At 67.4% G+C, this 24,116-nt stretch carries 20 protein-coding genes and 1 tRNA gene; 6 read left to right on the top strand and 15 right to left on the bottom strand.

What is annotated here, in order from left to right; all coding sequences use genetic code 11:
• Nucleotides 1-39: 39 nt before the first annotated feature.
• Nucleotides 40-1,275: an aspartate kinase gene (locus E6C72_RS05015; RefSeq protein WP_109442920.1), complete on the bottom strand. Its 1,236-nt coding sequence runs from the start codon at nt 1,273-1,275 to the stop codon at nt 40-42.
• A gap of 169 nt (nt 1,276-1,444) precedes the next feature.
• Between E6C72_RS05015 and ubiG the strand changes: the two genes are divergently transcribed.
• Nucleotides 1,445-2,239 (top strand): bifunctional 2-polyprenyl-6-hydroxyphenol methylase/3-demethylubiquinol 3-O-methyltransferase UbiG, encoded by a 795-nt coding sequence (gene ubiG, locus E6C72_RS05010; RefSeq protein WP_247875931.1) that lies wholly within the window; start codon nt 1,445-1,447, stop codon nt 2,237-2,239.
• A 160-nt stretch (nt 2,240-2,399) separates the two neighbouring features.
• Here ubiG and E6C72_RS05005 read toward each other — a convergent pair whose 3' ends face one another.
• The 10 genes from E6C72_RS05005 to E6C72_RS04960 form a co-directional block, all read right to left on the bottom strand.
• Complete coding sequence (locus E6C72_RS05005) at nt 2,400-2,942, bottom strand: Uma2 family endonuclease (protein ID WP_109442919.1); 543 nt, start codon at nt 2,940-2,942, stop codon at nt 2,400-2,402.
• 148 nt (nt 2,943-3,090) lie between these two features.
• On the bottom strand, nt 3,091-3,549 hold the full coding sequence (ptsN, locus tag E6C72_RS05000) for a PTS IIA-like nitrogen regulatory protein PtsN (RefSeq protein ID WP_109095955.1): 459 nt from the start codon (nt 3,547-3,549) through the stop codon (nt 3,091-3,093).
• 34 nt (nt 3,550-3,583) lie between these two features.
• A complete protein-coding gene (gene hpf / locus E6C72_RS04995; RefSeq protein ID WP_109442918.1) occupies nt 3,584-4,174 on the bottom strand; it encodes a ribosome hibernation-promoting factor, HPF/YfiA family in 591 nt (196 codons plus the stop codon).
• 152 nt (nt 4,175-4,326) lie between these two features.
• Entirely contained in the window at nt 4,327-5,943 is a 1,617-nt protein-coding gene (rpoN, locus tag E6C72_RS04990; protein WP_109442917.1) for an RNA polymerase factor sigma-54, read from the bottom strand.
• 33 nt (nt 5,944-5,976) lie between these two features.
• Nucleotides 5,977-6,768, bottom strand: coding sequence for an LPS export ABC transporter ATP-binding protein (gene lptB / locus E6C72_RS04985; RefSeq protein WP_109442916.1), 792 nt, complete (start codon nt 6,766-6,768; stop codon nt 5,977-5,979).
• Entirely contained in the window at nt 6,765-7,640 is an 876-nt protein-coding gene (locus E6C72_RS04980; RefSeq protein ID WP_109442915.1) for an LptA/OstA family protein, read from the bottom strand. Before E6C72_RS04980 ends, lptB begins: the two co-directional genes overlap by 4 nt.
• Nucleotides 7,637-8,395: an LPS export ABC transporter periplasmic protein LptC gene (gene lptC, locus E6C72_RS04975; RefSeq protein WP_247875930.1), complete on the bottom strand. Its 759-nt coding sequence runs from the start codon at nt 8,393-8,395 to the stop codon at nt 7,637-7,639. Before lptC ends, E6C72_RS04980 begins: the two co-directional genes overlap by 4 nt.
• 52 nt (nt 8,396-8,447) lie before the next feature.
• On the bottom strand, nt 8,448-9,488 hold the full coding sequence (locus E6C72_RS04970) for an SIS domain-containing protein (protein WP_371298430.1): 1,041 nt from the start codon (nt 9,486-9,488) through the stop codon (nt 8,448-8,450).
• A gap of 246 nt (nt 9,489-9,734) precedes the next feature.
• On the bottom strand, nt 9,735-10,361 hold the full coding sequence (locus E6C72_RS04965) for a ribonuclease D (RefSeq protein WP_109442957.1): 627 nt from the start codon (nt 10,359-10,361) through the stop codon (nt 9,735-9,737).
• Nucleotides 10,362-10,481: 120 nt separating this feature from the next.
• Nucleotides 10,482-10,568 (bottom strand) — tRNA-Leu (locus tag E6C72_RS04960).
• Between the two features lie 287 nt (nt 10,569-10,855).
• Between E6C72_RS04960 and E6C72_RS04955 the strand changes: the two genes are divergently transcribed.
• From E6C72_RS04955 to E6C72_RS04945, 3 genes are all read left to right on the top strand, one after another.
• A complete protein-coding gene (locus tag E6C72_RS04955) occupies nt 10,856-11,827 on the top strand; it encodes a complex I NDUFA9 subunit family protein (RefSeq protein ID WP_109442913.1) in 972 nt (323 codons plus the stop codon).
• Nucleotides 11,828-11,844: 17 nt separating this feature from the next.
• Nucleotides 11,845-12,672 carry a sulfite exporter TauE/SafE family protein gene (locus E6C72_RS04950; protein WP_109442912.1) on the top strand — a complete coding sequence of 276 codons (828 nt, stop codon included), beginning with the start codon at nt 11,845-11,847 and terminating at the stop codon, nt 12,670-12,672.
• A gap of 129 nt (nt 12,673-12,801) precedes the next feature.
• Nucleotides 12,802-13,989: an MFS transporter gene (locus E6C72_RS04945; protein WP_109442911.1), complete on the top strand. Its 1,188-nt coding sequence runs from the start codon at nt 12,802-12,804 to the stop codon at nt 13,987-13,989.
• Between the two features lie 4 nt (nt 13,990-13,993).
• Here E6C72_RS04945 and E6C72_RS04940 read toward each other — a convergent pair whose 3' ends face one another.
• Entirely contained in the window at nt 13,994-14,794 is an 801-nt protein-coding gene (locus E6C72_RS04940) for an undecaprenyl-diphosphate phosphatase (RefSeq protein WP_109442910.1), read from the bottom strand.
• A gap of 385 nt (nt 14,795-15,179) precedes the next feature.
• Here E6C72_RS04940 and E6C72_RS04935 point away from each other — a divergent pair, with 385 nt between their 5' ends.
• Complete coding sequence (locus tag E6C72_RS04935) at nt 15,180-16,628, top strand: NAD(P)-dependent oxidoreductase (RefSeq protein WP_109442909.1); 1,449 nt, start codon at nt 15,180-15,182, stop codon at nt 16,626-16,628.
• A gap of 97 nt (nt 16,629-16,725) precedes the next feature.
• Nucleotides 16,726-21,288 (top strand): glutamate synthase large subunit, encoded by a 4,563-nt coding sequence (gltB, locus tag E6C72_RS04930; protein ID WP_109442908.1) that lies wholly within the window; start codon nt 16,726-16,728, stop codon nt 21,286-21,288.
• Between the two features lie 110 nt (nt 21,289-21,398).
• Here the strand turns inward: gltB and E6C72_RS04925 are convergent, their stop codons facing one another.
• From E6C72_RS04925 to E6C72_RS04915, 3 genes are all read right to left on the bottom strand, one after another.
• Nucleotides 21,399-21,905 carry a GNAT family N-acetyltransferase gene (locus E6C72_RS04925; RefSeq protein ID WP_136700660.1) on the bottom strand — a complete coding sequence of 169 codons (507 nt, stop codon included), beginning with the start codon at nt 21,903-21,905 and terminating at the stop codon, nt 21,399-21,401.
• Complete coding sequence (locus E6C72_RS04920; RefSeq protein WP_109864913.1) at nt 21,902-22,552, bottom strand: glutathione S-transferase family protein; 651 nt, start codon at nt 22,550-22,552, stop codon at nt 21,902-21,904. The genes E6C72_RS04925 and E6C72_RS04920 overlap by 4 nt, the downstream gene beginning before the upstream one ends.
• A 72-nt stretch (nt 22,553-22,624) precedes the next feature.
• Nucleotides 22,625-23,782: a GGDEF domain-containing protein gene (locus E6C72_RS04915; RefSeq protein ID WP_109864912.1), complete on the bottom strand. Its 1,158-nt coding sequence runs from the start codon at nt 23,780-23,782 to the stop codon at nt 22,625-22,627.
• Nucleotides 23,783-24,116 lie beyond the last annotated feature (334 nt).

The following is a 24,116-nucleotide window of genomic DNA, read 5'->3' as shown; positions in this document are numbered from 1 at the left end:
GTTGCGGTCCCCGGCATCCGGGTTCCCACCCACCTGCGATCAGGCGGCGTCCAGGCCGTAGGCGGTGTGCAGGGCGCGCAGCGCCAGTTCCGCATACTCTTCGGCGATCAGGACCGAGATCTTGATCTCCGAGGTCGAGATGACCTGGATGTTGATGCCCTTGTCGGCCAGCGCCTTGAACATGCGCTGGGCGACGCCGGCATGGCTGCGCATGCCGACGCCGATGACCGACACCTTGACCACATTGGCATCGGAGACGATGCGCTTGTAGTTCAGGGTCGACTGCGCGTCCTCCAGCACCTTCACGGCGCGGGCGATGTCCGCCTTGCCGACGGTGAAGGTCATGTCGGTGGACTTGCCGTCTTCCGACACGTTCTGGACGATCATGTCGACGTTGACGGCGTTGTCGGTCAGCGGACCGAAGATGGCGGCGGCGACGCCCGGCTGGTCGGCGACGCCCACCAGGGTGATCTTCGCCTCGTCGCGGCTGTAGGCGATGCCGCTAACAACTTCCTTTTCCACGATCTCGTCCTCGTCAACAACCAGGGTTCCGGGAAGCGAACTGCCCGCCGCCGCTTCGAAGCTCGACAGCACCTGCACGCGCACGCGGTGGTTCATCGCCATCTCGACCGAGCGGGTCTGAAGCACCTTCGCCCCCTGCGAGGCCAGCTCAAGCATCTCCTCGTAGGTGATCTTGTCGAGCTTGCGCGCCTTGGTGACGATGCGCGGGTCGGTGGTGTAGACGCCGTCGACGTCGGTGTAGATGTCGCAGCGGTCAGCCTTCACCGCCGCCGCCAGCGCCACCGCCGAGGTGTCCGAGCCGCCGCGGCCCAGCGTGGTGATGCGGCCCTGCGCCGACACGCCCTGGAAGCCCGCGACCACGGCGACTTCGCCGGTCTGCAAGGACTTTTCCATTTCGGTGGTGTCGATCGAGACGATGCGCGCCTTGCCGTGCGTGTCGTCGGTGCGGATCGGAATCTGCCAGCCGGCCCAGGAGCGGGCAGGAATGCCGAGCGACTGGAGGGCAACGGCCAGGAGACCGGAGGTCACCTGTTCGCCCGACGCGACAACCGCGTCATATTCGCGCGCGTCGTGCAGCTTGTCGATGTCGTTGCAGTATTTGACGAGCTGGTTGGTCACGCCGGACATCGCCGACACGACGACGGCGACCTGATGCCCCGCCTTCACCTCTTGCTCGACCTTCCGGGCCACGTTCTTGATGCGGTCGATGTCGCCGACCGACGTGCCTCCGAACTTCAGGACGATCCGCGCCATACCTCACACCATGTCTGGCCGCCCGGTCATGATGTCTGGATCATGCGGGTCGGCTGAGCGCACCCCCGCTCCACCGTTGCCGGCGCGGGGCGGCGTATCCATACTCCGTCGCTGGAAGCGAGGCAAGTTGCCCGCACCCGTCCCGCCTCACAGTTTACGGAATTTTACCATGGCCGCCTCATCCTCCGCCTTCCCGCACGCGTCCGCAACCGCTCCCGCTGGCGGACTCGGCGGTGGAACCGTGGATCCGGAGGATGTCGCCCGCTTCTCCGCCATCGCCGCTGAATGGTGGGATCCGACCGGCAAGTTCAAGCCGCTGCACCGGCTGAACCCGCTGCGCCTGACCTACATCCGCGACAGCGTCTGCAAGCGGCTTGGCCGCGACCCGCTGGCGCCGAACCCGCTGGCGGGCCTGCGCATCGTCGACATCGGCTGCGGCGGCGGCCTGCTGGCCGAACCGCTGGCGCGGATGGGCGCCGAGGTGGTCGGGGTGGACGCGTCGGAGAAGAACATCAAGACCGCCGCCACCCACGCCGCCGAGACCGGCACGACGGTGGACTACCGCGCCACCACCGCCGAGGCCCTGGCGGCCAGCGGCGAAACATTCGACGTGGTTCTGGCGATGGAGGTGATCGAGCATGTCGCCGACGTGCCCCTGTTCGTGAAGTCGCTGTCGGAGCTGCTGGCGCCGGGCGGCGTGCTGTTCCTGGCGACGCTGAACCGCACGCCGAAATCCTTCGCGCTGGCCATCGTCGGGGCGGAATACATCCTGCGCTGGCTGCCTCGCGGCACCCACAACTGGCGCCAGTTCCTGCGCCCGTCCGAACTGAACGCCATCGTCCGCCCGTACGGGCTGGGCATGCGCGACCTGACCGGCATCACCTACAACCCGCTGAGCGACGAGTTCCGGCTGAACGCGCGCGATCTGGACGTGAACTACATGGGCTGGGCGGAGCGGGGGTGAGGGCACCATCCGCCCGAAGCTGACGAATCTTCATATCGACCGCTATTCCCGCGCAGGCGGGGATCCAGCCGTTTCAGCCGCTTGGGCCGTAAGCCTGCATCCCCGCCTTCGCGGGGATGACAGCCGAGGGAGGGGGGTATTTTTAAAGCGCCGGCTTCCCTCAGTCCTCGTACACAGCGTCGAGTGGAATGGTCAGGTCCAACGCAGCCAGCATGACCGGACCGTCGCGCACGACATCGACGGTCCAGCCAGCGCCATCGCGGCGGTAGATCTCGACCAGACGCTCGCTCTGCGAGACCAGCACGATCTCGCGCAGGGACGGGATCTTCTGATAGTTGGTCCGCTTCTCGCGGCGGTCGATGGCCTCAGTGCTGTCGGACAGCACCTCCACCACCAGGACCGGATCCTTGACGACATAGGGGTCGTCGTCAGCGGCGCAGGTCGCCACAATGTCGGGATAGTAGTAGGCGTTCGCCGCCTCCACCCTGACCTTCACATCGTTGGTGAACGCATCACACCCACGACGCAGCGCCGCCTGCCGGATCGCATACCCGAGGCGCGCCACGATCCGTGCATGGTTCAGGCTCGCCCCGACCATCGCGAAGATCTCGCCATCGACATACTCGTGGCGGACCTCGGCGCTGCGTTCGGCGGCGAGGTAAGCCTGCGGCGAAATCCAGGGCTTGCGCTGTGCGTTTCCCATGGCCGTGGTCCCCGTCGGTCATGTCGGCTCGGCCCAGTGTAGCAGGCCGCCCGGCCCCACACCAATTGGTGCATCCACTGCCAAAGAAAAAGGGCCGCGCACGGACGTGCGGCGGCCCTTTGGCTATCTGCCCCTCACCGGCGGCCCGTCAGTTGGACGGGCTCGGCTCGTGCTGGGTCAGGAGCGCGTACATCGCGTCGCCCGACTGGGCTCCGCGCAGCTTCTCGCACATGGACTGGTCCCGCAGAAGGCGCGAGACGCGGGCAAGGGCCTTCAGATGGTCGGCTCCCGCCTGTTCCGGGGCGAGAAGGAGGAAGATCAGGTCGACCGGCTGCTCATCGATCGCATCGAAATCGATGGGCCGCTCGACACGGGCGAAGACGCCATGGACGCGGTCCAGGCTGGACAGCTTGCCGTGCGGGATGGCGATGCCATGGCCCACGCCGGTCGTGCCCAGCCTTTCGCGCTCCAGAAGCACGTCGAAGATCGCCCGCTCGTGCTGACCGGTCAGCTCGGACGCTTTGCGCGCCATCTCCTGCAGGGCCTGCTTCTTGTTGCCGGCCTTCAGGTTCGGGAGGATGGCGTGCGGAGAAATGAGGTCGAGCATGACGCTTCTTGACCAGAGGGACGGGTCGGCGCCGTCAGGCGCCGGCCTTCTCCGCCGGATCGACCCAGCCGATGTTCCCGTCGGCGCGGCGGTAGACCATGTTCAGACGGCCATGCGCACCGTTGTGGAACATGAGAGCCGGAGCCTGCGCCAGTTCCAGGCGCATAACCGCCTCGCTGACCGACAGGGTGGCGATGCTCGTCTCCATCTCGGCGACGACCATCGGGTGGGCGGCGCCATCGGCCGCAGTCTCCGCCTCGTCGTGATGCTCGTCGGCCTCGGCCTCCAGCACGCGGTAGCTCGCCGGCACGGCGGCGCCGTTCTCGGCGGCGTGGTGGTCGCGCAGGCGGCGCTTGTAGCGGCGCAGGCGCTTGGCCAGCTTCTCGCAGGCGATGTCGAAGGCCGGGTAGGGTTCGGTGGCGTCGCCGGCGCTCTGCAGGACGATCCCGCGGCCCACATGGACCTGGATGTCGGCCTTGTAGAGGTGCGCGTCCTTGGTCAGGACGACGTTCGCCTCGATCGGCTTGTCGAAGTACTTGCCGACCACGGCGTTCAGGCTGTCGGCCACATGGGTGCGCAGAGCGTCACCCACATCGAGCTGCTTGCCTTTGACGGAGAGTTGCATGGTGGAACGTTTCCAATATTGGTCCGCTGGGGACGGTGTAGACACGACGTTTGAAGATGTCGGGTTCGCAGATGCTGATCCGCCGCTTGCGGGCCGGGACGATAGGCAAGGGTCACCGGACTGTCAATCGAGCCCTCCCCCATCCAACCCGCTTACATGCGTGACATCTTGGCACGGCGTCGCTGCACCGATGACGGTATTTTCATCGCTTCACGATACTTCGCGACCGTCCTTCGCGCAATGTCGATCCCTTCCGCACGGAGAATCTCCACCAGTTTGTCGTCGGACAGCACGTCGTCCGGCTTTTCCGCATCGATCATGGTTTTGATGCGGTGCCGAACCGCTTCCGCGGAATGAGAAGCCTGACCGTCCGCACCTTGGATGGCGGAGGTGAAGAAGTATTTCAGCTCGAAGACGCCGCGCGGGGTTGCCATGAACTTGTTGGTGGTGACGCGGCTGACGGTGCTCTCATGCATGCCGATCGCCTCGGCGATGTCGCGCAGGATCAGCGGCCGCAGGTGCGAAACACCATGGATGAAGAAGGCATCCTGCTGGCGGATGATCTCGCTCGCCACCTTCAAAATGGTGGTGGCGCGCTGGTGCAGCGACTTCACCAGCCAGTTGGCCGACTGGAAGCGTTCCGAGATGTATTCCTTGTCGGCCTTGTTGCGGGCGCTGTCGGAAATGCGGGCGAAATAGCGGTGGTTGACCAGCACGCGCGGCAGCGTGTCCGGGTTCAGGTCGATCAGCCAGCCGCCGCCGGGATTGGCGCGCATCAGGATGTCGGGGGTGACCAGCTGGGCCGGGGTGTGGTCGAAGGCCAGTGCCGGCTTCGGGTTCAGCTTGCGGATGTCGGCGACCATATCGGCGACGTCTTCGGCATCGACGCCGCAGACCTTCATGATGGCCGGCAGGTTGCGCGCGGCCAGAAGCTCCAGATTGTCGAGCAGCGTCGCCATCGCCGGATCGAGGCGATTCTTCTCGCGCAGCTGGATGGCGAGGCATTCCTTCAGCGATCGGGCGAAGATGCCGGGCGGATCGAAGCGTTGGCAGGCGGCCAGCACCCGCTCCACCCGCTCCACGCCGCAGCCCAGCTGCTCGGCCATCGCCTGGGCGTCGAAACCGATCAGCCAGCCGGCCTCGTCCAGCATGTCGATCAGGGCCAGCCCGATCAGCTGGTCGCCGTGGTCGGGCAGGTCGATCTTCAGCTGTTCGGTCAGGTGGTCGCGGAGGTTCTTCTCGCTGGTCAGCGTCGCTTCGAGGTTGCTGTCGTCATCCTCGAAACCGCTGCGGCCGCCGCGTTCGCCGTAGGAGCCGTAGACCTCGCTGCCACCATCCGCGCCGTCGGAGAAACGGTCGTCGCTGTAGACATTCTCGAAATCGGTGTCGAGCGGCGCTTCGGACGAGGAGGCCAGCGTGTCCGACGAGGTCATCTCCACCGTGTCGCGGGTGCGCCCGTCGCTGGGAGCCGGCCCCGGACCGTCGTCGCGACCATTCAGCCCGTCGACGCTGAGACCGTTCGCCTCCATCCCGCCGGGGCCGTCCAGCCCGCCCGGCGCCTCACCGCCGGCACCGTCGCCGACAGGATCGCTGCCGCCGTCGGCCGGGCCGCCGTCGCGTTCCAGCAGCGGGTTCTGCTCGATCTCGCGATCGACGAAGTCCGACAGTTCGATGTTCGACAGCTGCAGCAGCTTGATGGCCTGCTGCAACTGCGGCGTCATCACCAGGGTCTGGGCTTGTCGAAGGTCGAGACGTTGAGCAAGCGCCATGGCTGTGGAACCGGGACCAGTGGGAACGGAGGGCTACAGACTGAACCGGTCGCCGAGATAGACCCGGCGCACGCCCTCGTGCGCCACGATCTCGTCCGGCCGTCCCTCCATTAGTACCACACCATCGTGCAAAATGTATGCCCGATCGACGAGGTCGAGCGTTTCACGCACGTTGTGGTCGGTGATCAGCACGCCGATGCCGCGGTCGCGCAGATGGCCGACCAGCTCGCGGATGTCGTTCACCGCGATGGGATCGATGCCGGCCAGCGGCTCGTCCAGCAGGATGAAGTGCGGCTGGCCGGCGAGCGCGCGGGCGATCTCCACGCGCCGCCGCTCGCCGCCCGACAGCGCCAGGGCGGGGGAGCGGCGCAGATGCGTGACCGAGAATTCGGCCAACAGCTCGTCCAGCATCGCCTCGCGCGCGTCGCGGTCGCTCTCCACCACCTCCAGCACGGAGCGGATGTTGTTCTCCACCGTCATGCCGCGGAAGATCGAGGCCTCCTGCGGCAGATAGCCGATGCCGAGCCGGGCGCGGCGGTACATCGGCAGCGCGGTGATGTCCTGGCCGTCCAGCGTGATCGTGCCGGAGTCGGCGGCGATCAGCCCGGTGATCATGTAGAAGCAGGTGGTCTTGCCGGCGCCGTTGGGGCCGAGCAGGCCGACCGCCTCGCCGCGCTGGACGCTGATCGAGACGTCGCGCACCACCGGCCGCTTCTTGAACGACTTGCCGAGATGCTGGGCCACCAGCCCTTCGGTCGGGGCGGCGGTCGCGGCGATGTTTCCGGCGGGAGCGGCGCCGGGCCCGTTCGCGGTCAGCACGGTCACGGCTTCTTGCCCGCGGGGACGCCGGACCCGTTCTTCTCGCCCCCATTTTTTTCGCCGGGGATCAGCAGGCCGCTGACCCGGCCGCCGGCGTCGCGGCCGGCGATGACGCGGTTGATCTTGGTGTTCATATTCATCTCGGCGGCTTCGCCGTTCAGCTGGTTGTCACCGCGGGTGATCCGGACATTGCCGATCAGCACCGCGACATTGTCGGCAACCGAATAGACCAGCTTGTCGGACAGCGCCACGTCGGTGGGCGTGGTGACGATGATGTTGCCGGAGCCGTCGATCCGCTCCATCTGGGTGGTGCCGTCCGGCATCTTCTTCAGCCGGCCGATCAGCACGTCGGCGCGCAGCCGGTCGTTGCCGCGCACCGCAACCGCGTCGCCGCGCGCGACGGTCAGATCCTGCGCCTCGTAATATTCCAGGCTGTCACGGGCGGTCACCACGTCCTTGGTGGTGACCAGCTTCAGGTCCTTGCCGGTGACGACGGCCACCTGCTTGTCGACGTCATAGACGCCATGGTCGCCGAACACCTGCTGGGTCGGGCTGACGACGCGGACATTGCCGTCGGCGACCAGCTGGAACACCTCGTTCCCCTTGCCGGGGACTTCGCGGTAATAGGCGGTCAGCACGTCGGCAAAGACGGTCGAGTCGTTGCGCTTGGCCGACGCGTTGCCGCGCGCCACATAGGCGCGGACGTCCTGGTGCCATTCGATCGCCTGATCGGCGTTGATCTCCACCGGCTGCTTGCCGCCCATGCCGGGCAGGCCCTGGGCATGAGCGGCCCCCGGCACCAGTGACGCGAAAGAGAGAAACCCGCCGGCCAGGATGGCCGACAGGGCGGTAAGGAATGGCGACCGTTTGGACGTCACGGCTTCTTGCTCCCGGGGCGTTCGGCGGCCTGGACCTCGGCCTTCGACTGGTTGAGGAAGACGACATTCTTGCCGCGGTCCGTCATGCGGAAACCCTTGGCGTTGATCTCGCCCTGCGGGCCCTGGCCGGTCACCGCCTGCTCGCCCCAGGCGTTGCCCTTGCGGATGTCGGCCTCGGCCTCGCTGGTGGTGAACTCGTTGCCGTCGTCGCGCAGGACATGGACGTTGCCGCGCATCAGCAGGATGCCGGTGGCCTGATTGTACCAGCCCTTGTCGGACCGCATGGTCACCCAGGTGCCGGTGGTCTCGGTCATCTCCGCCTGCGGGTCGTCGAGCAGGACGATGTCGGGCTGGTCGGCCGACTTGTCGGCCTTGGCCGCCACCAGCGAGAAGGGCTGGTTGTGTTCGTCCAGGCTGAAATAGCGTGGTTTCAGCATCTCGCTCTGCCCGGCGTCGGCGGCGACGCGAGCGCTCTGCGGGCTGTTCAGCGACGGCCAGGCGGCCAGCAGAGCCACCATCGCCAGCGCAGCCGCCGGCAGCACGAACTTCATTGCGGAAACGAAACGGCTGTAGACCCGGCTGACCGGACGGGTGTCGCGGCGACGGTGCGCCCGCAGCGCCGCCGGCGGTTCCGCGGCAGTGGACGCATTGCGGGCACCAGAGGAACCGGCGGTGGATGCCTCCCCGGCGGTCAAAACGGGTGCGGTGCGGCCGGCTGCCGTACGGTCGGGGCTGCGCAGGTCGTCCAGGCTCAAATCTTCGTCCCTCCGGCTCGGCGCTTGGCTTCCATCATGGACAGGGCAATCGTCAGGCCGCGCCGGCGCGCAGGACATCGTGGATGTGCACGATGCCGAGCGGCCGGTCGGCCTCGATCACGAACAGGGTGGTGATCTTCTTGTCGTTCATCTCACGCAGCGCCTCGACGATCAGCGCCTTGGGGCGGATGGTCTTGGGCCGCGGCGACATGATGCTGTCCGCGCGTTCAGCCAGAAGCTCCGGCGTCAGATGACGGCGCAGGTCGCCGTCGGTGATGATCCCGACCAGCACCCCGGCATCGTCGGTCACCCCGACGCAGCCCAGCCGCTTGGCCGTCATCTCGAAGATGACGTCGGACAGCGGCGAGTCAAGGCGGCACAGGGGCAAATCCTCGCCCTTGTGCATGATGTCGGTGACCTTCAGCAAGGCGCGGCCCAGCTGACCGCCGGGATGGAACTCGCGGAAATCGGCGGCGGAGAAGCCGCGCCGCTCAAGCAGAGCCACCGCCAGCGCATCGCCCAGCGCCAGCATCATCGTGGTGGAGGTGGTGGGCGCCAGCCCCAGCGGGCAGGCCTCCGGCTCCGGCGGGATGACCAGCGCAACGTCCGACTGCTCGGCCAGCGCGGAGACGGCGCGGCGCGTCATGCCGATCAGCGGAATGCCGAAGCGGCGGGTGTAGGCGATGATGTCCGCCAGCTCGTGCGTCTCGCCGGAGTTGGACAGCGCCACCACCGCGTCGATCTTGGCGATCATGCCGAGGTCGCCGTGGCTCGCCTCGCCGGGATGGACGAAGAAGGCCGGCGTGCCGGTCGAGGCCATGGTGGCGGCGATCTTGCGGGCGACATGGCCCGACTTGCCCATGCCGGTGACGATCACCCGGCCTTCGATGCCCTGCAGGATGTCGAGCGCCCGCAGGAACGCACCGTCGAGGCTGCCGGCCAGCGCCACCAGCGCATCCGCCTCGGTCCGCAGGACGCGGGTGGCGCAGGCGAGATCGCGGTTCTCGACCGGGCTCGATCCCGCCGGGGCGGCGGAACCGTCGGTCAGGCTGCCGGTGAGGCTGGACGTGATAACACTGGTCAAGGCTGTCATGCCTTCCATTCGCAAGGCCCAGCGATGGGCCGTTCACAAAGACGGCGCCTGCCCGGTGGACTCCCGGACAGGCGCATCAGCCAGTATGCCCACCGGCGGACGCCGGGTCAAATCAACGCCCGGTCAGGGGCGGAGTGTCGCATCCGGCTCCCTCTCCCAAGGCTCTCAGCGGAACTTCGATCCGCCTGACGCCGTCAGAACAAACGAAGTTTGTGCGAGAGGCGGGAGAGGGCGATGATCGCAGTGTCAGTGCGCCAGAATGTCCGGGGTCTCCCAGCCGCCGAGGTCCAGCTCGCCGCGGGCGGGCAGGAAGTCGAAGCAGGCCTGGGCCAGATGGGTGCGGCCTTCGCGCGCCAGCATGACGTCCAGCTTCGCCTTCAGGTCATGCAGGTGCAGCACGTCCGACGCGGCGTACTTCATCTGGTCGGTGGTCAGTTCCGGCGCGCCCCAGTCGGAGGACTGCTGCTGCTTGGAGATCTCCACGCCCAGCAGGTCCTTGCACAGATCCTTCAGGCCATGGCGGTCGGTGAAGGTGCGGACCAGCTTGGAGGCCACCTTGGTGCAATAGACCGGCTGGCAGCTGACGCCCAGATAGGCCTTCATCACCGCCACGTCGAAACGGGCGAAGTGGAACAGCTTGGTCACGCCGGGATTGGTCAGAAGACGCTTCAGGTTCGGCGCCTCGTACTGGCCGGGGCGGAACTGCACCAGATGGACGGCACCGTCGCCGGCCGACAGCTGCACCAGGCAGAGGCGGTCGCGGTGGGGGTTCAGCCCCATGGTCTCGGTGTCGATGGCGACGCAGTTGTCGCGGGCGCCGACGGCGAGATCGAGGCCGTCGGGGAGGTCGCCGTCATGAAGGTCGATGGGCATGGTCGCTTCCCGGGTGGTCAGGCCCCCGGCCATGGACCCTAGAAACGACGAACGCCGCTCTGCACGATCTCCTTCCTAATCGAAGGAGCTGTGCATGCGGCGCAGCCGGGTAGAAAGAAATGGTGCCCAGGAGAAGACTCGAACTTCCACGACATTTCTGCCACAGGTACCTGAAACCTGCGCGTCTACCAATTCCGCCACCTGGGCTCGGTGCTCGGTGTGTGGGCGGTTGTTTAATGATCTGGCCCAGGGGCGTCAACAGCTTTTTTCCGAACCCTTCATTTTTTTGTCGCATCGCGGGTTTTCGCCCCACCGCCGGCAGGCGCGGCGATGCAGTCCCTAGCTTGGTGACGGTCCATTCGCTATAAGCATGGCCGCAGTTCCAGCAGTCCTCTATGGCGACACACAGTCGGACGACGCGCGGGGGCGCGCGCATCAGCGCGAAGACCCCGGTTCCCCCTGGATTTGGCGCGCAACGACACGGGAGACGGTCGATGTCCTATCGCACTCAGGTTATCACGGTGTTCGGCGGTTCGGGCTTCATCGGCCGCCATCTGATCCGGCGCCTCGCCAAGTCGGGCGCCCTCATCCGCATCGCCACCCGCAACCCGGGCAAGGCCGGCTTCCTGAAGACGGCCGGCGCCGTCGGCCAGATCGTGCCGTTCGCCACCGACTGCACCAATGACGTGTCGGTCGCCCGCGCCCTCCAGGGGGCGGACATCGCCATCAACCTGCTGGGCGTGCTGTACGAGCGCGGGAGCCAGAGCTTCCAGGGCGTGCATATCGACGCCGCGTCGCGCATCGCCCGGCTGGCCGCGGCCAACGGCGTCAACCGGCTGGTCCATGTCTCGGCCATCGGCGCCGACGCCTCCTCGCCCTCGATCTATGCCCGTTCCAAGGCGGCCGGCGAGCAGGCGGTGCTGTCGGCCTTCCCGGCGGCGACCATCCTGCGCCCCAGCATCGTCTTCGGGCCGGAGGACAACTTCTTCAACAAGTTCGCGGCGATGGCGCAGAAGGCCCCGGCCCTGCCGCTGATCGGCGGCGGCAAGACCCTGTTCCAGCCGGTCTATGTCGGCGATCTGGCCGACGCCGTCGTTGCGGCGCTGGACAGCGACGCCAGCCGCGGCAAGACCTATGAGCTGGGCGGTCCGCGCGTCTACACCTTCCGCGAACTTCTCGACCTGACCCAGAAGGACATCCAGCGCCACCGTCCGCTGGTGACCATCCCCTGGAGCGCCGCCGAGTCGCTGGCCGGCATCCTGGAGAAGGTGCCGGTGCTGGCCCCGGCGCTGACCCGCGATCAGGTGGCTCTGCTGAAGCGGGACAATGTCGTCTCGCCGAGCGCGCTGGGCTTCAAGGATCTGGGCATCACCGAACTGGCAACCTGCGAGGTGATCCTGCCGACCTACCTGTCTCGCTTCATCGTCGGCGGCAAGTTCAGCGGCCAGACCAACAGCGCGCACTGAGCGGGCGGAAAAGTCAGATGACGTCCGAAAGCCCCGGCCCCCGCGCCGGGGCTTTTGCTTTGTCGAGGCTGCGGGCGCTGGCCGCCTTCGCCTGCGGCGCCGTCATCGGCACGCTGGGCGGGCTGATCGGGCTGGGCGGCGCCGAGTTCCGCCTGCCTCTGCTGATCGGCGCCTTCCGCTTCGCCGCGCTCGACGCCGTGGTCCTGAACAAGGCGATGAGCCTCGTCGTCGTCGCCGCCGCCCTGCCCTTTCGCGCCGGTTCGGTGCCGCTCGGCCTCGTCGCCGTCAACGGCGGGGTGATCGTAAACCTGCTGGCCGGCAGCCTGCTCGGCGCCTGGATCGGTGCCGGCTGGGCAATGCGGATGGATGCCGCCCGATTGCAGCGGGTGATGGCCGCGCTGCTGGTTCTGATCGCCGTGGCCCTGCTGTTCGGGCATGGCCTGTCGGGGGAGGGGGCGCCGCTGCTGGAGGGGCCGGCACTGGTGGTCGCCGGCTGTGCCGTCGGATTCGCCATCGGGGTCGTCGCCTCGCTGCTTGGCGTGGCCGGCGGCGAGCTGCTGATCCCGACGCTGGTCCTGCTGTTCGGGGTCGACGTCAAGCTGGCGGGCAGCCTGTCGCTGGCGATCAGCCTGCCGACGATGGTCGCCGGCTTCTCCCGCTACGCCCGCGACCGCAGCCTTGCCCTGCTGCTGCGGAATCGCGGCTTCGTCCTGCTGATGGCGGCGGGGTCGCTGGCCGGCGCCCTCCTGGGTGGACTGCTGCTGGGCGTGGTGCCGGACCGGGTGCTGCTGCCGGCCCTGGCGGCGATCCTGCTGCTGTCGGCGGTGCGGATGTGGCGGCATTGAGGAGTTCCCGCCCGGTGCGGGCCTTGAAGAGTTCCCTGCTCCGCAGGGCATGGCACGCCTGCCGCATCGCCGCTTGAATTCCACCGCCGCCGCCGTCATCTCGGCGGTTCAACTGAGGCGGGAACGGTGATGACGGGAGCAGAGGATATCCGGGGCGTGTCGGGCCGGGTGGTGGAACAGGCATCGGCCGCGCGCTGGGCCACCGTCGCCGCCTTCTTCCTGAACGGCACCGTCTTCGGCGTCTGGGCGACCCAGATCCCGCTGTTGAAGAACCGGCTGGACCTCAGCCCGGCGGTGCTGGGCGCGGCACTGCTCTGCCTTGCCGTCGGCGCCCTGACGGCGATGATCGCCAGCGGTCCGCTGCTGGGGCGGCTCGGCAGCGCACCGGTGACGCGGGTGACCGCCCTGCTGTTCGCCGGCCTGCTGCCGCTGCCGTCCCTGGTGCCGGACGTGGTGACGCTGTGCATCGTGCTGGCGCTGTTCGGCGCGTCGGGCGGCACCATGGACGTCGCCATGAACGCCCAGGGCGCCATGGTCGAGCGGCGGATGGGCCGACCGATCATGTCGTCGCTGCATGGAATGTGGAGCCTCGGCGGACTGACCGGCGCGGCTCTCGGCGGCTTGCTGCTGCCGCTGATGCCGGCGGCGGCGCAGGCCGGGCTGGTGTCGGCCGGACTGCTCGCACTGTTCCTGTCCTTGCAGGGGCGTTTCCTGCCCGACCGCAATGCCGGCGGCGGCGGGCTGGTGCTGCCCGACCGCAAGACCCTGCTGCTCGGCCTGCTGGCCGCCATGGCCTTCATGGGCGAGGGAGCGATCCTCGATTGGAGCGCCATCCATCTGCGCGACGATCTGGGTGCGCCGGCGTCCGTCTCCGGCATGGGCTTCGGCGTGTTCAGCGCCGCCATGGCGATCGGGCGGTTCGGCGGCGACCGGCTGCGCCACCGCTTCGGCGGGGCGACGCTGATGCGCACAGGCGGGGTGCTGGCGGCGGCCGGGCTGGGGTTGGTGCTGGCCGGGGGACCCGTCGTCGAGGGAGTGCCGGTGCTGGCGATGGTCGGCTTCGGGCTGACCGGGATCGGCCTGTCGAACATCGTGCCGGTGCTGTTCAGCACGGCGGGGGCGGTGGACAGCGGCCATCCCGACCACGCGGTCGCCGCGGTGTCCACCATGGGCTATGCCGGCGTGCTGTGCGGCCCGCCGCTGGTCGGCTTCATCGCCGAGGCCACCAGCCTCGCCACCGCCTTCGCGATGATCGCGCTGCTGGCGCTGGGCATGGCCGCCGCCGCGGCCCGTGCGGTGCCGCGGCAGGCGGGTTGAAGGTTTACAGGTAGAGGAAAGCCAGCATGCCGGTGCCGACGGCGATGCGGTACCAGCCGAAGGGGGTGAAGCCGTAGCGGCCGACGAAGTCGACCAGCGTCTTCACCACCAGGGCCGCGGCGATGAAGGCGGTGACGAAGCCGACCAGGATCAGCAGGCCGCTGTCCATGCTCATCACCGACCAGTTCTTGTAGAGGTCGTAGACGGTGGCGCCGGCCATGGTCGGTACCGCCAGGAAGAAGGAGAATTCGGCCGCCGCCTTGCGGTCGACGCCCATCAGCAGGGCGCCCAGGATGCTGGCGCCCGAGCGCGAGACGCCGGGAACCAGCGCCAGGCACTGGCAGAAGCCGATCTTCAGCGCCAGCGGGGCGGAGAAATTCTCGATCTTGTGGTAGCGGGCGACCGGGATCAGCCGCTCCACCAGCAGGATGGCGATGCCGCCGACGATCAGCGCGATGCTGACCACGGTCGGGTTGAACAGCACCGACTTGATGATGCCGTGCAGGCCGGCGCCCAGCACCATCGCAGGCAGGAAGGCGATCAGCACCGCCATCACGAAGCGCCGGGCGCCGGGATCGTCCTTCAGCCCTGTGGCGACATGCCACAGCCGCTGGAAATAGACCACGCAGATCGCCAGGATGGCGCCAAGCTGGATCACCACCTCGAACACCTTGCCGGGCGGGCCCTCGAAGCCCAGCAGTTCGTCGAGCATGATCAGGTGGCCGGTGGAGGAGACGGGCAGGAACTCGGTCAGCCCCTCGATCAGCCCCAGCAGGGTGGCGTCCAGATATTGATCGATCATCATCGCGCACGCAGCCTTCGGCACGGTTGTATGTTGCAGCGCTTATAGCAGGCCCCGGCCACGCTTGGCGATGGCGTGGGGTCGGTACCCCTATTCGAGAGATAGTCTCGATATAGGACTAATTTTCTGTCGCGTTTTTGTGACACCCTGCCGCTACGCTCACGCATTTCAGCCTTGCGGGAGAAAAGGTCAACAAACCGGACCTATCGGTATTTTTGTGCTTTCGTGCGCTTGGCTCATGCGTTATATGACGAGCGTCCGCCACTTCGCGGACGTTCGATTTCAACCCAGCCGGTCGGTGTAGGCCAGAGCCGCAGCCCCCGGTCAGGCCCAGCAAGGCGATGCCCCCGCGACAGCGGGCGGGGCCGCGAAGCAAGGAGCAGACGTCATGGCGAACCAGAAAATGTTGGGCTTCGTGCACACCGCGCAGAAGATGCCCGACAAGCGGTCTGCCGCCGACCGCCGCCAGGACTTCGCCGAGATCTACGCCCGCTTCAGCGATGAGCGCGCCGGCGAGCAGGCCAACCGCTGCTCACAGTGCGGCGTTCCCTTCTGCCAGGTGCATTGCCCGGTCTCCAACAACATCCCGGACTGGCTGAAGCTGACCGCCGAAGGGCGTCTGGAGGAGGCTTACGAGGTCTCCCAGGCCACCAACAACTTCCCGGAAATCTGCGGCCGCATCTGCCCGCAGGACCGGCTGTGCGAGGGCAACTGCGTCATCGAGCAGTCGACCCACGGCGCCGTCACCATCGGCTCGGTCGAGAAGTACATCAACGACACCGCCTGGGAGAATGGCTGGGTCAAGCCGCGCAAGCCGGCCCGCGAGCTCGGCCTGTCGGCCGGCGTGATCGGCGCCGGCCCGGCCGGCCTCGCCGCCGCCGAGGAGCTGCGCGCCAAGGGCTACGAGGTCCATGTCTATGACCGCTACGACCGCATGGGCGGCCTGCTGGTCTACGGCATCCCCGGCTTCAAGCTGGAGAAGGACGTCGTCGCCCGCCGCGTCCAGCGTCTGGCCGACGCCGGCGTCATCTTCCATTCCAATTTCGAGGTCGGCCGCGACGCCACCCTGGCCGAGCTGCGCGAGCGCCACGTCACCATCCTGATCGCCACCGGCGTCTACAAGGCCCGCGACATCAAGGCCCCCGGCTCGGGGCTGAAGAACATCGTGCCGGCGCTGGAATACCTGACCACCTCCAACAAGGTCGGTCTGGGCGACACGGTCGAAGCCTATGACGACGGCTCGCTGAACGCCGCCGGCAAGAAGGTGGTGGTGCTCGGCGGCGGCGACACCGCGATGGACTGCGTGCGCACGGCGATCCGCCAGGGTGCCACTTCGGTCAAGTGCCTGTACCGCCGCGACCGCAAGAACATGCCGGGCTCGCAGCGCGAAGTGGCGCATGCCGAGGAGGAGGGCGTCGAGTTCGTCTGGCAGGCGGCTCCGGAAGCCTTCACCGGCGACGACGTGGTGACCGGCGTCCGTGCCGTCCGCATCCATCTGGGCGTCGCCGACGCCACCGGCCGCCAGACCCCGCAGGTGATCGAGGGCTCCGACTTCACCGAGCCGGCCGACCTCGTCATCAAGGCTCTCGGCTTCGAACCGGAGGATCTGCCGGGCATGTTCGGCTCGCCGGACCTGACCGTCACCCGCTGGGGCACGCTGCTGGTCGACCACCGCACCAAGATGACCAGCCTGGACGGCGTCTTCGCCGCCGGCGACATCGTCCGCGGCGCCTCGCTGGTGGTGTGGGCCATCCGCGACGGCCGCGACGCCGCCGACGCGATGCACGCCTACGCCCAGACCGTCGGCGCGCCGAAGCTGGCCGTCGCCGCCGAGTAAGGCGCCTCATCTTTTCCGCTATCAGAACACCGTCTACCCCAGGGGGCCTTCCCTTCGGCCCCCCAGGTTAACGTCCAGACTGTGAAAGGGTCGTTCCATGACCGCCGAGTTTAACCAGGGCGAGTTGAACCAGGGTGAGCAGTTCGTCGCCGATTTCCGCGCCAACGCCGCGGCGCTGACCACTGCCCACGCCTACAATCCGGCCGACGAGCACGACGCCTGCGGCGTCGGCTTCATCGCCGCGATCGACGGCAAGCCCCGCCGCTCGGTGGTCGAAAAAGGCATCGAAGCCCTGAAGGCGGTCTGGCACCGTGGTGCGGTGGACGCCGACGGCAAGACCGGCGACGGCGCCGGCATCCATGTCCAGGTGCCGCAGAAGTTCTTCAAGGACCACGTCAAGATCATCGGCCACCTGCCGCCGGAGAACAATCTGGCGGTCGGTCAGGTCTTCCTGCCGCGCATCAGCCTGGACGCCCAGGAGGCCTGCCGCTGCATCGTCGAGACCGAGATCCTGGCCTTCGGCTACTACATCTACGGCTGGCGCCAGGTGCCGATCAACGTCGACATCATCGGCGAGAAGGCCAACGCCACCCGGCCCGAGATCGAGCAGATCATCATCGGCAATGCCAAGGGCGTGTCGGACGAGCAGTTCGAACTCGACCTCTACATCATCCGCCGCCGGATCGAGAAGGCGGTGCAGAACGAGCGCATCAACGACTTCTACATCTGCTCGCTGTCGGCGCGCTCGATCATCTACAAGGGCATGTTCCTCGCCGAACAGCTGTCCACCTTCTATCCGGACCTGACCGACGACCGTTTCGAGTCGTCCTTCGCCATCTACCACCAGCGCTATTCGACCAACACCTTCCCGACCTGGCCGCTGGCCCAGCCCTTCCGCATGCTCGCCCACAACGGCGAGATCAACACGCTGAAGGGCAACGTCAACTGGATGAAGGCGCACGAGACCCGGATGGAGCATCCGGTGTTCGGCGCCAGCATGGGCGACCTGAAGCCGGTCATCGGCGTCGGCCTGTCCGACTCGGGCGCGCTCGACAGCGTGTTCGAGGTGATGGTCCGCGCCGGCCGCAGCGCGCCGATGGTCAAGATGATGCTGGTGCCGCAGGCGCTGACCAGCTCGCAGACCACGCCGGACAACCACAAGGCGCTGATCGCCTACTGCAACTCCGTCATGGAGCCGTGGGACGGCCCGGCCGCGCTCGCCATGACCGACGGCCGCTGGGTCGTCGGCGGCATGGACCGCAACGGCCTGCGCCCGATGCGCTACACCATCACCACCGACGGCCTGATCATCGGCGGTTCCGAGACCGGCATGGTCAAGATCGAGGAGAACCAGGTGGTCGAGAAGGGCCGCCTCGGCCCGGGCGAGATGATCGCCGTCGATCTCCAGGCCGGCAAGCTGTTCAACGACCGTGAGCTGAAGGACCATCTGGCCGCCCAGAAGCCCTGGGGCCAGTGGGTCAAGAACACCACGCATCTGGACGAGCTGGTCAAGACCGCCGCGCTGAAGGGCGAGGTGTCGGAGATGGAAAAGGAGGAGCTGCGCCGTCGCCAGATGGCCTTCGGCCTCGCCATGGAAGACATGGAGCTGATCCTCCACCCGATGGCGGAGGACGGCAAGGAAGCCGTCGGCTCGATGGGCGACGACAGCCCGATCGCCGTGCTGTCGGACAAGTACCGCGGCCTGCACCACTTCTTCCGCCAGAACTTCTCCCAGGTCACCAATCCGCCCATCGACAGCTTGCGCGAGCGCCGGGTGATGAGCCTGAAGACGCGGCTGGGCAACCTCGGCAACATCCTGGACGAGGATGAGAGCCAGACCCGGCTGCTGCAACTCGACAGCCCGGTGCTGACCACCGCCGAATTCCGCGCCATGCGCGCCTATATGGGCGAGACGGCGGCGGAGATCGATGCGACCTTCCCGGTCGACGGCGGCCCCGACGCGCTACGCGACGCCCTGCGCCGCATCCGCCAGGAGGCGGAGGACGCCGTGCGCGGCGGCGCCAACCACGTCATCCTGACCGACGAGGCGATGGGTTCCGACCGCGCCGCCATCCCGGCCATCCTGGCGACCGGCGCGGTCCACACCCACCTGATCCGCTCCAACCTGCGCACCTTCACCTCGCTGAACCTGCGCACGGCGGAATGCCTGGACACCCATTACTTCGCGGTGCTGATCGGCGTCGGCGCCACCACCGTCAACGCCTATCTCGCCCAGGAGGCGGTGGCCGAGCGTCAGCGCCGCGGCCTGCTCGGTTCGCTGTCGCTGGAAAAGGCGATGACGAACTACAAGAAGGCCATCGACGACGGCCTGCTGAAGATCATGTCCAAGATGGGCATCTCGGTCATCAGCAGCTACCGCGGCGGCGGCAACTTCGAGGCCATCGGCCTCAGCCGCGCCCTGGTTGCGGAGCATTTCCCGGCGATGGTCAGCCGCATCTCCGGCATCGGCCTGAACGGCATCCAGAAGAAGGTCCTGGAGCAGCACGCGCTCGCCTATGCCGGCGAGGCGCTGCCCCTGCCGGTCGGCGGCTTCTACCGCTTCCGCAAGTCGGGCGACCGCCATGGCTGGGAGGGTGGGATCATCCACACCCTGCAGCAGGCCGTCACCAACGACAGCTACACCACCTTCAAGAAGTATTCGGAGCAGGTGAACAAGCGGCCGCCGATGCAGCTGCGCGACCTCTTGGAGTTCCGCACCACCAAGGCCGCCGTTCCGGTGGACGAGGTCGAGAGCATCACCTCCATCCGCAAGCGCTTCATCACGCCGGGCATGTCGATGGGCGCCCTGTCGCCCGAGGCGCACGGCACGCTGAACGTCGCGATGAACCGCATCGGCGCCAAGTCCGACTCGGGCGAGGGCGGCGAGGATCCGGCGCGCTTCCGCCCCGACAAGAACGGCGACAACTGGAACTCCGCCATCAAGCAGGTGGCGTCGGGCCGCTTCGGCGTCACCGCCGAGTACCTGAACCAGTGCCGCGAGCTGGAGATCAAGGTCGCCCAGGGCGCCAAGCCCGGCGAGGGCGGGCAGCTGCCCGGCTTCAAGGTGACGGAGATGATCGCGCGGCTGCGTCACTCGACGCCGGGCGTCATGCTGATCAGCCCGCCGCCGCACCACGACATCTACTCGATCGAGGATCTGGCGCAGCTCATCTATGACCTGAAGCAGATCAACCCGGACGCCAAGGTCACGGTGAAGCTGGTCAGCCGGTCGGGCATCGGCACCATCGCCGCCGGCGTGGCGAAGGCGAATGCCGACATCATCCTGATCTCCGGCAACTCCGGCGGCACCGGCGCCTCGCCGCAGACCTCGATCAAGTTCGCCGGCCTGCCCTGGGAGATGGGCCTGTCGGAGGTGCATCAGGTCCTGACGCTGAACAAGCTGCGCCACCGCGTGCGGCTGCGCACCGACGGCGGCCTGAAGACCGGCCGCGACATCGTCATCGCCGCCATGCTGGGCGCGGAAGAGTTCGGCATCGGCACCGCCAGCCTGATCGCCATGGGCTGCATCATGGTCCGGCAGTGCCATTCCAACACCTGCCCGGTCGGTGTCTGCGTCCAGGACGAGAAGCTGCGCGAGAAGTTCGTCGGCTCGCCGGAGAAGGTCGTCAACCTCTTCACCTTCCTGGCCGAGGAGGTCCGCGAGATCCTCGCCAAGCTGGGCTTCCGCTCGCTGACCGAGGTGATCGGCCGTACCGACCTGCTGCATCAGGTCAGCCGCGGCGGCGCCCATCTCGACGACCTCGACCTCAACCCGCTGCTGGCCCAGGTCGATCCCGGCGAGAACGCACGCTACTGCACGCTCCAGGGCCGCAACGAGGTGCCGGACACGCTGGACGCCCGCATCGTCGCCGACGCCCGCCCGCTGTTCGAGGAAGGCGAGAAGATGCAGCTCGCCTACAACGCCCGCAACACGCAGCGCGCCATCGGCACGCGGCTGTCCTCGATGGTGACGCGGAAGTTCGGGATGTTCGGGCTCCAGCCCGGCCACATCACCGTCCGCCTGCGCGGCACCGCCGGCCAGTCCTTGGGCGCCTTCGCGGTCCAGGGCATCAAGCTGGAGGTGATGGGCGACGCCAACGACTATGTCGGCAAGGGCCTGTCGGGCGGTACCATTGTCGTCCGTCCGGCGACCAGCAGCCCGCTGGAGTCGAACCGGAACACCATCATCGGCAACACGGTGCTGTACGGCGCCACCGCCGGCAAGCTGTTCGCCGCCGGCCAGGCCGGCGAGCGGTTCGCGGTGCGCAACTCCGGCGCCACCGTGGTGGTGGAGGGCTGCGGCTCCAACGGCTGCGAGTACATGACGGGCGGCACGGCCGTCATCCTGGGCAAGGTCGGCGACAACTTCGCCGCCGGCATGACCGGGGGCATGGCCTACCTGTACGACCCGGAAGACTCGCTGCCGCTCCACATCAACGAGGAAAGCGTCATCTTCCAGCGGATCGAGGTGCCCCACTACGAGGCACAGCTCCGCGCCCTGATCGAGGAGCATGTCGCCGAGACGCAGAGCCGTTTCGCCGCCGAGATCCTCAACGACTGGGAGCGTGAACTCGGCCACTTCTGGCAGGTGGTTCCGAAGGAGATGCTGCACCGTCTGGCCGTGCCGGTGACCCTGCCGCGCGCCATTCCGGCGGAGTAAGGACTGCCCTCTCCCGCCCCGCCCCACGGCGGGGCGGACGGCTCACACGAGAACGGCGCGCCATCCGGCAGGACGGCGCGCCGTTTCCCGTTTCAGCGGGCCGGAACAGGCTACAGGCCCCGCTCCATCATGATGCTGTCGAATTGGTTTCCGGGCGGAAACTCCATGGAATTCCGGCCGGTCGCCACAAAGCCGGCGGAGGCGTAGAACTCTTCCGCCACCAGACTGGCGTAGCACAGCATCCGCGATGCCCCGGCCTCGGCGGCATCGGCGAGGCAGCGGTCGAGCAACGCCCGTCCGATGCCGCGGCGCAGCCAGCCGGGATGGGTGGCGAAATGGCGGACATGGGCCAGCCCAGGCTGCGGCGGACGCATCGGCTCGCCCGGCCAGTCGAAGCTCCAGCCGCCGCAGCCCGCCGGCGTGCCATCGGCGGTCTCCGCCAGATAATAGGTGCCGGCGCCCAGCAGCGCCGGGTTCGACCGGGTGATGAGGGGCAGCACCCGCTCCATGACCTGTGGCGGATAGCCGGCCGGCATCAGCGTCGGATAGGAAGCCGACAGCACCCTGTCCACCGCCGCGGCATCCTCCGGCCGCGCCTTGCGGATCGTGAAGCTCACGGTTCGAATTCCCACGGCTCCGCCTTGGCCGCGGCAATCCAGTCCCGCATCGCCGGCAGAGCCAGCACGGCGTCCATGTAGGCCCGCGACTCGGGCGACACCGGAGCACCATAGGTTTCAAGCCGCGTCACCACCGGGGCGAACATGGCATCGGCGACGGTGAAGGCGCCGAACAGGAAGGGTCCGCCGGCCGGGCGGCCGAAGCGGGCGCGGGCATCGGCCCACAGCGTCTCGATCCGGGCGATGTCGGCGGCGGTCGCCTCGGTCATGCCCTGCCCCTTGAGGTCGCTCCTGAGATTCATCGGCATGGTGCTGCGCAGGGAGACGAAGCCGGAATGCATCTCGGCCGAGACCGACCGCGCCACCGCCCGGGCCGCCCGATCGGCCGGCCACAGCCCGGCGTCGGGCGCCAGTTCCGCCACATACTCGCAGATCGCCAGTGAATCCCAGACGGTCAGACCGCCATGGATCAGGGACGGCACCCGGCCCGACGGCGAATGCTCGGCGATGCGCCGGGCGGTGTCCGGCTGGCGGAGAGGGATGACGGTCTCGGTGAAGGCCAGCCCGGCCTGCCTGAGCGCCAGCCACGGACGCAACGACCAGGACGAATAGGCCTTGTTCCCGATCACCAGGGTCAGGTCGGACATCGAACGCTTCCTCTCGTGCAGGGGGAAGGAAAGAGAATGAGGGACACCGTCGCGCTAGCGACGTCCCCCTTCTTACGCCGGGATAAGCTCCTGCGAAACCCGCGGCGCATACGCGACACGGTTGCGTCCTTCGCGCTTGGCATCATAGAGCGCCATGTCGGCGGCATGGACGAGGTCCGGCCACGTCTCCCCCACCCGGACAACCTGGGCGACGCCGATGCTGGCGGTCACCCCCAGGGCGGTTCCCTGATGCTGGAACGGGATCGCCTGGATGGCCTCGCGGATCCGCTCGGCAACCGATGGCGTATCGGATGTCCGCAGTTCCGGCAGGAACAGCAGGAACTCCTCCCCGCCCATCCGCGCCAGAACATCGTCGGGGCGCTTCAGATTCCTCAGCGTCGCGGCCACGGCGACCAGTACCGTGTCGCCGGTGGCATGGCCGAACCGGTCGTTGATCCGCTTGAAATGGTCCAGATCGATGCAGAAGACGGCGTCGCCGGGGCTAAGGCGGCTCGGCAGCATCTTGTCGAGCCAGCGGCGGTTGCCGATGCCGGTCAGGCTGTCCAGCTCCGCCATCAGGGCAAGCTTGCGCTCCGCCCGATCGGTGGCGACGCTGTAGATCAGGACCGCAATGGTGAAATTGACCAGGATCTGGACGAAGAACTCCAGGGCCAGCCAGGGCACGAAGTCGGGAACGAAGGCGATGACCCCGGCGCCGAGCAGGAAGGACAGCCCGCTGAACGCCAGCACCGCTTCCAGCGGCAGGCAGGACGGCAGCGGCTCGACCCGACGGAGCCGGGCCACGATGCGGGACGCCGCAAGCAGACAAAGCGCCGCGTTCAGATGGAAGAGGGTGGCCCGCAGTTGGTTGTCCAGATGGAACGCGGTGAGCCAGCCGGCAATCCAGAAGGGAATGGGATAGACCGCCAGCAGGCGCCAGACACGAGGCGGACGTCCCGACCGCAGACGCTCCATGCCCAGCACCAGCAACCCATGTCCGACCATGCCGAGAGTGAGGCTGCCCAGGGTCCAGACCGTCTCGGGCAGCATCGCCTGCTCGCCGAAGCTGGCCAGGACGGCGCCCAGTCCCTGCAGGGAGAAGGCCGCCGCCAATGTGCCGAATCCCGAAGACGACGATCGCCGCTGCCGGGCGATCATGAACACCGCCGCACCGGCCAGAAGCGACGACTGGTTCAGAAACAGCACAGTGGCGATGTCGAGTGCAATCATAGGCGGTAGCAGCGGGGTTGATCGGAATTGACCGGGACATGCTTTCGCAGACTGAGCACCCTCTCCGGTGAACAGACTGCCGAAGCAGTGCTTTTCAGTCCGAAATAACCGATAGATTATTTATTTACCACGAGAAATACCTGGCAATGTCATTTTGTCATCAATTCACCATATCGCGCCGCATCACGAGACAACCTGCATGGACAATGAATTGTTCTTCATCCTGCTCCGGAACCCACCCTGAGACAATCAACTTGCTTGATCGGTAAATCCACATCGAATTTCCTATTACGGAAAAGGGTGAACATCTGCCCGAAAACCGTTTCACTCTGTT

Origin of the sequence: Azospirillum sp. TSH100, from assembly GCF_004923295.1 — a bacterium.
Lineage (GTDB): Bacteria > Pseudomonadota > Alphaproteobacteria > Azospirillales > Azospirillaceae > Azospirillum.
Note: the sequence above shows the minus strand (reverse complement) of the source record. Positions and strands in the feature narration are given on the sequence as shown.

What these genes read in the sequence shown, in the direction of transcription:
- ubiG (WP_247875931.1), top strand. Translation starts at nt 1,445, where the DNA reads ATGGCCGCCTCATCCTCCGCCTTCCCGCACGCGTCCGCAACCGCTCCC.
- E6C72_RS04935 (WP_109442909.1), top strand. Translation starts at nt 15,180, where the DNA reads ATGGCGAACCAGAAAATGTTGGGCTTCGTGCACACCGCGCAGAAGATG.
- E6C72_RS04970 (WP_371298430.1), bottom strand. Translation starts at nt 9,488, where the DNA reads ATGACAGCCTTGACCAGTGTTATCACGTCCAGCCTCACCGGCAGCCTG.
- E6C72_RS04945 (WP_109442911.1), top strand. Translation starts at nt 12,802, where the DNA reads ATGACGGGAGCAGAGGATATCCGGGGCGTGTCGGGCCGGGTGGTGGAA.
- ptsN (WP_109095955.1), bottom strand. Translation starts at nt 3,549, where the DNA reads ATGCTCGACCTCATTTCTCCGCACGCCATCCTCCCGAACCTGAAGGCC.
- E6C72_RS04920 (WP_109864913.1), bottom strand. Translation starts at nt 22,552, where the DNA reads ATGTCCGACCTGACCCTGGTGATCGGGAACAAGGCCTATTCGTCCTGG.
- E6C72_RS04940 (WP_109442910.1), bottom strand. Translation starts at nt 14,794, where the DNA reads ATGATGATCGATCAATATCTGGACGCCACCCTGCTGGGGCTGATCGAG.
- gltB (WP_109442908.1), top strand. Translation starts at nt 16,726, where the DNA reads ATGACCGCCGAGTTTAACCAGGGCGAGTTGAACCAGGGTGAGCAGTTC.
- E6C72_RS04915 (WP_109864912.1), bottom strand. Translation starts at nt 23,782, where the DNA reads ATGATTGCACTCGACATCGCCACTGTGCTGTTTCTGAACCAGTCGTCG.
- rpoN (WP_109442917.1), bottom strand. Translation starts at nt 5,943, where the DNA reads ATGGCGCTTGCTCAACGTCTCGACCTTCGACAAGCCCAGACCCTGGTG.
- E6C72_RS04955 (WP_109442913.1), top strand. Translation starts at nt 10,856, where the DNA reads ATGTCCTATCGCACTCAGGTTATCACGGTGTTCGGCGGTTCGGGCTTC.
- E6C72_RS05005 (WP_109442919.1), bottom strand. Translation starts at nt 2,942, where the DNA reads ATGGGAAACGCACAGCGCAAGCCCTGGATTTCGCCGCAGGCTTACCTC.
- hpf (WP_109442918.1), bottom strand. Translation starts at nt 4,174, where the DNA reads ATGCAACTCTCCGTCAAAGGCAAGCAGCTCGATGTGGGTGACGCTCTG.
- E6C72_RS04950 (WP_109442912.1), top strand. Translation starts at nt 11,845, where the DNA reads ATGACGTCCGAAAGCCCCGGCCCCCGCGCCGGGGCTTTTGCTTTGTCG.
- E6C72_RS04965 (WP_109442957.1), bottom strand. Translation starts at nt 10,361, where the DNA reads ATGCCCATCGACCTTCATGACGGCGACCTCCCCGACGGCCTCGATCTC.
- E6C72_RS05015 (WP_109442920.1), bottom strand. Translation starts at nt 1,275, where the DNA reads ATGGCGCGGATCGTCCTGAAGTTCGGAGGCACGTCGGTCGGCGACATC.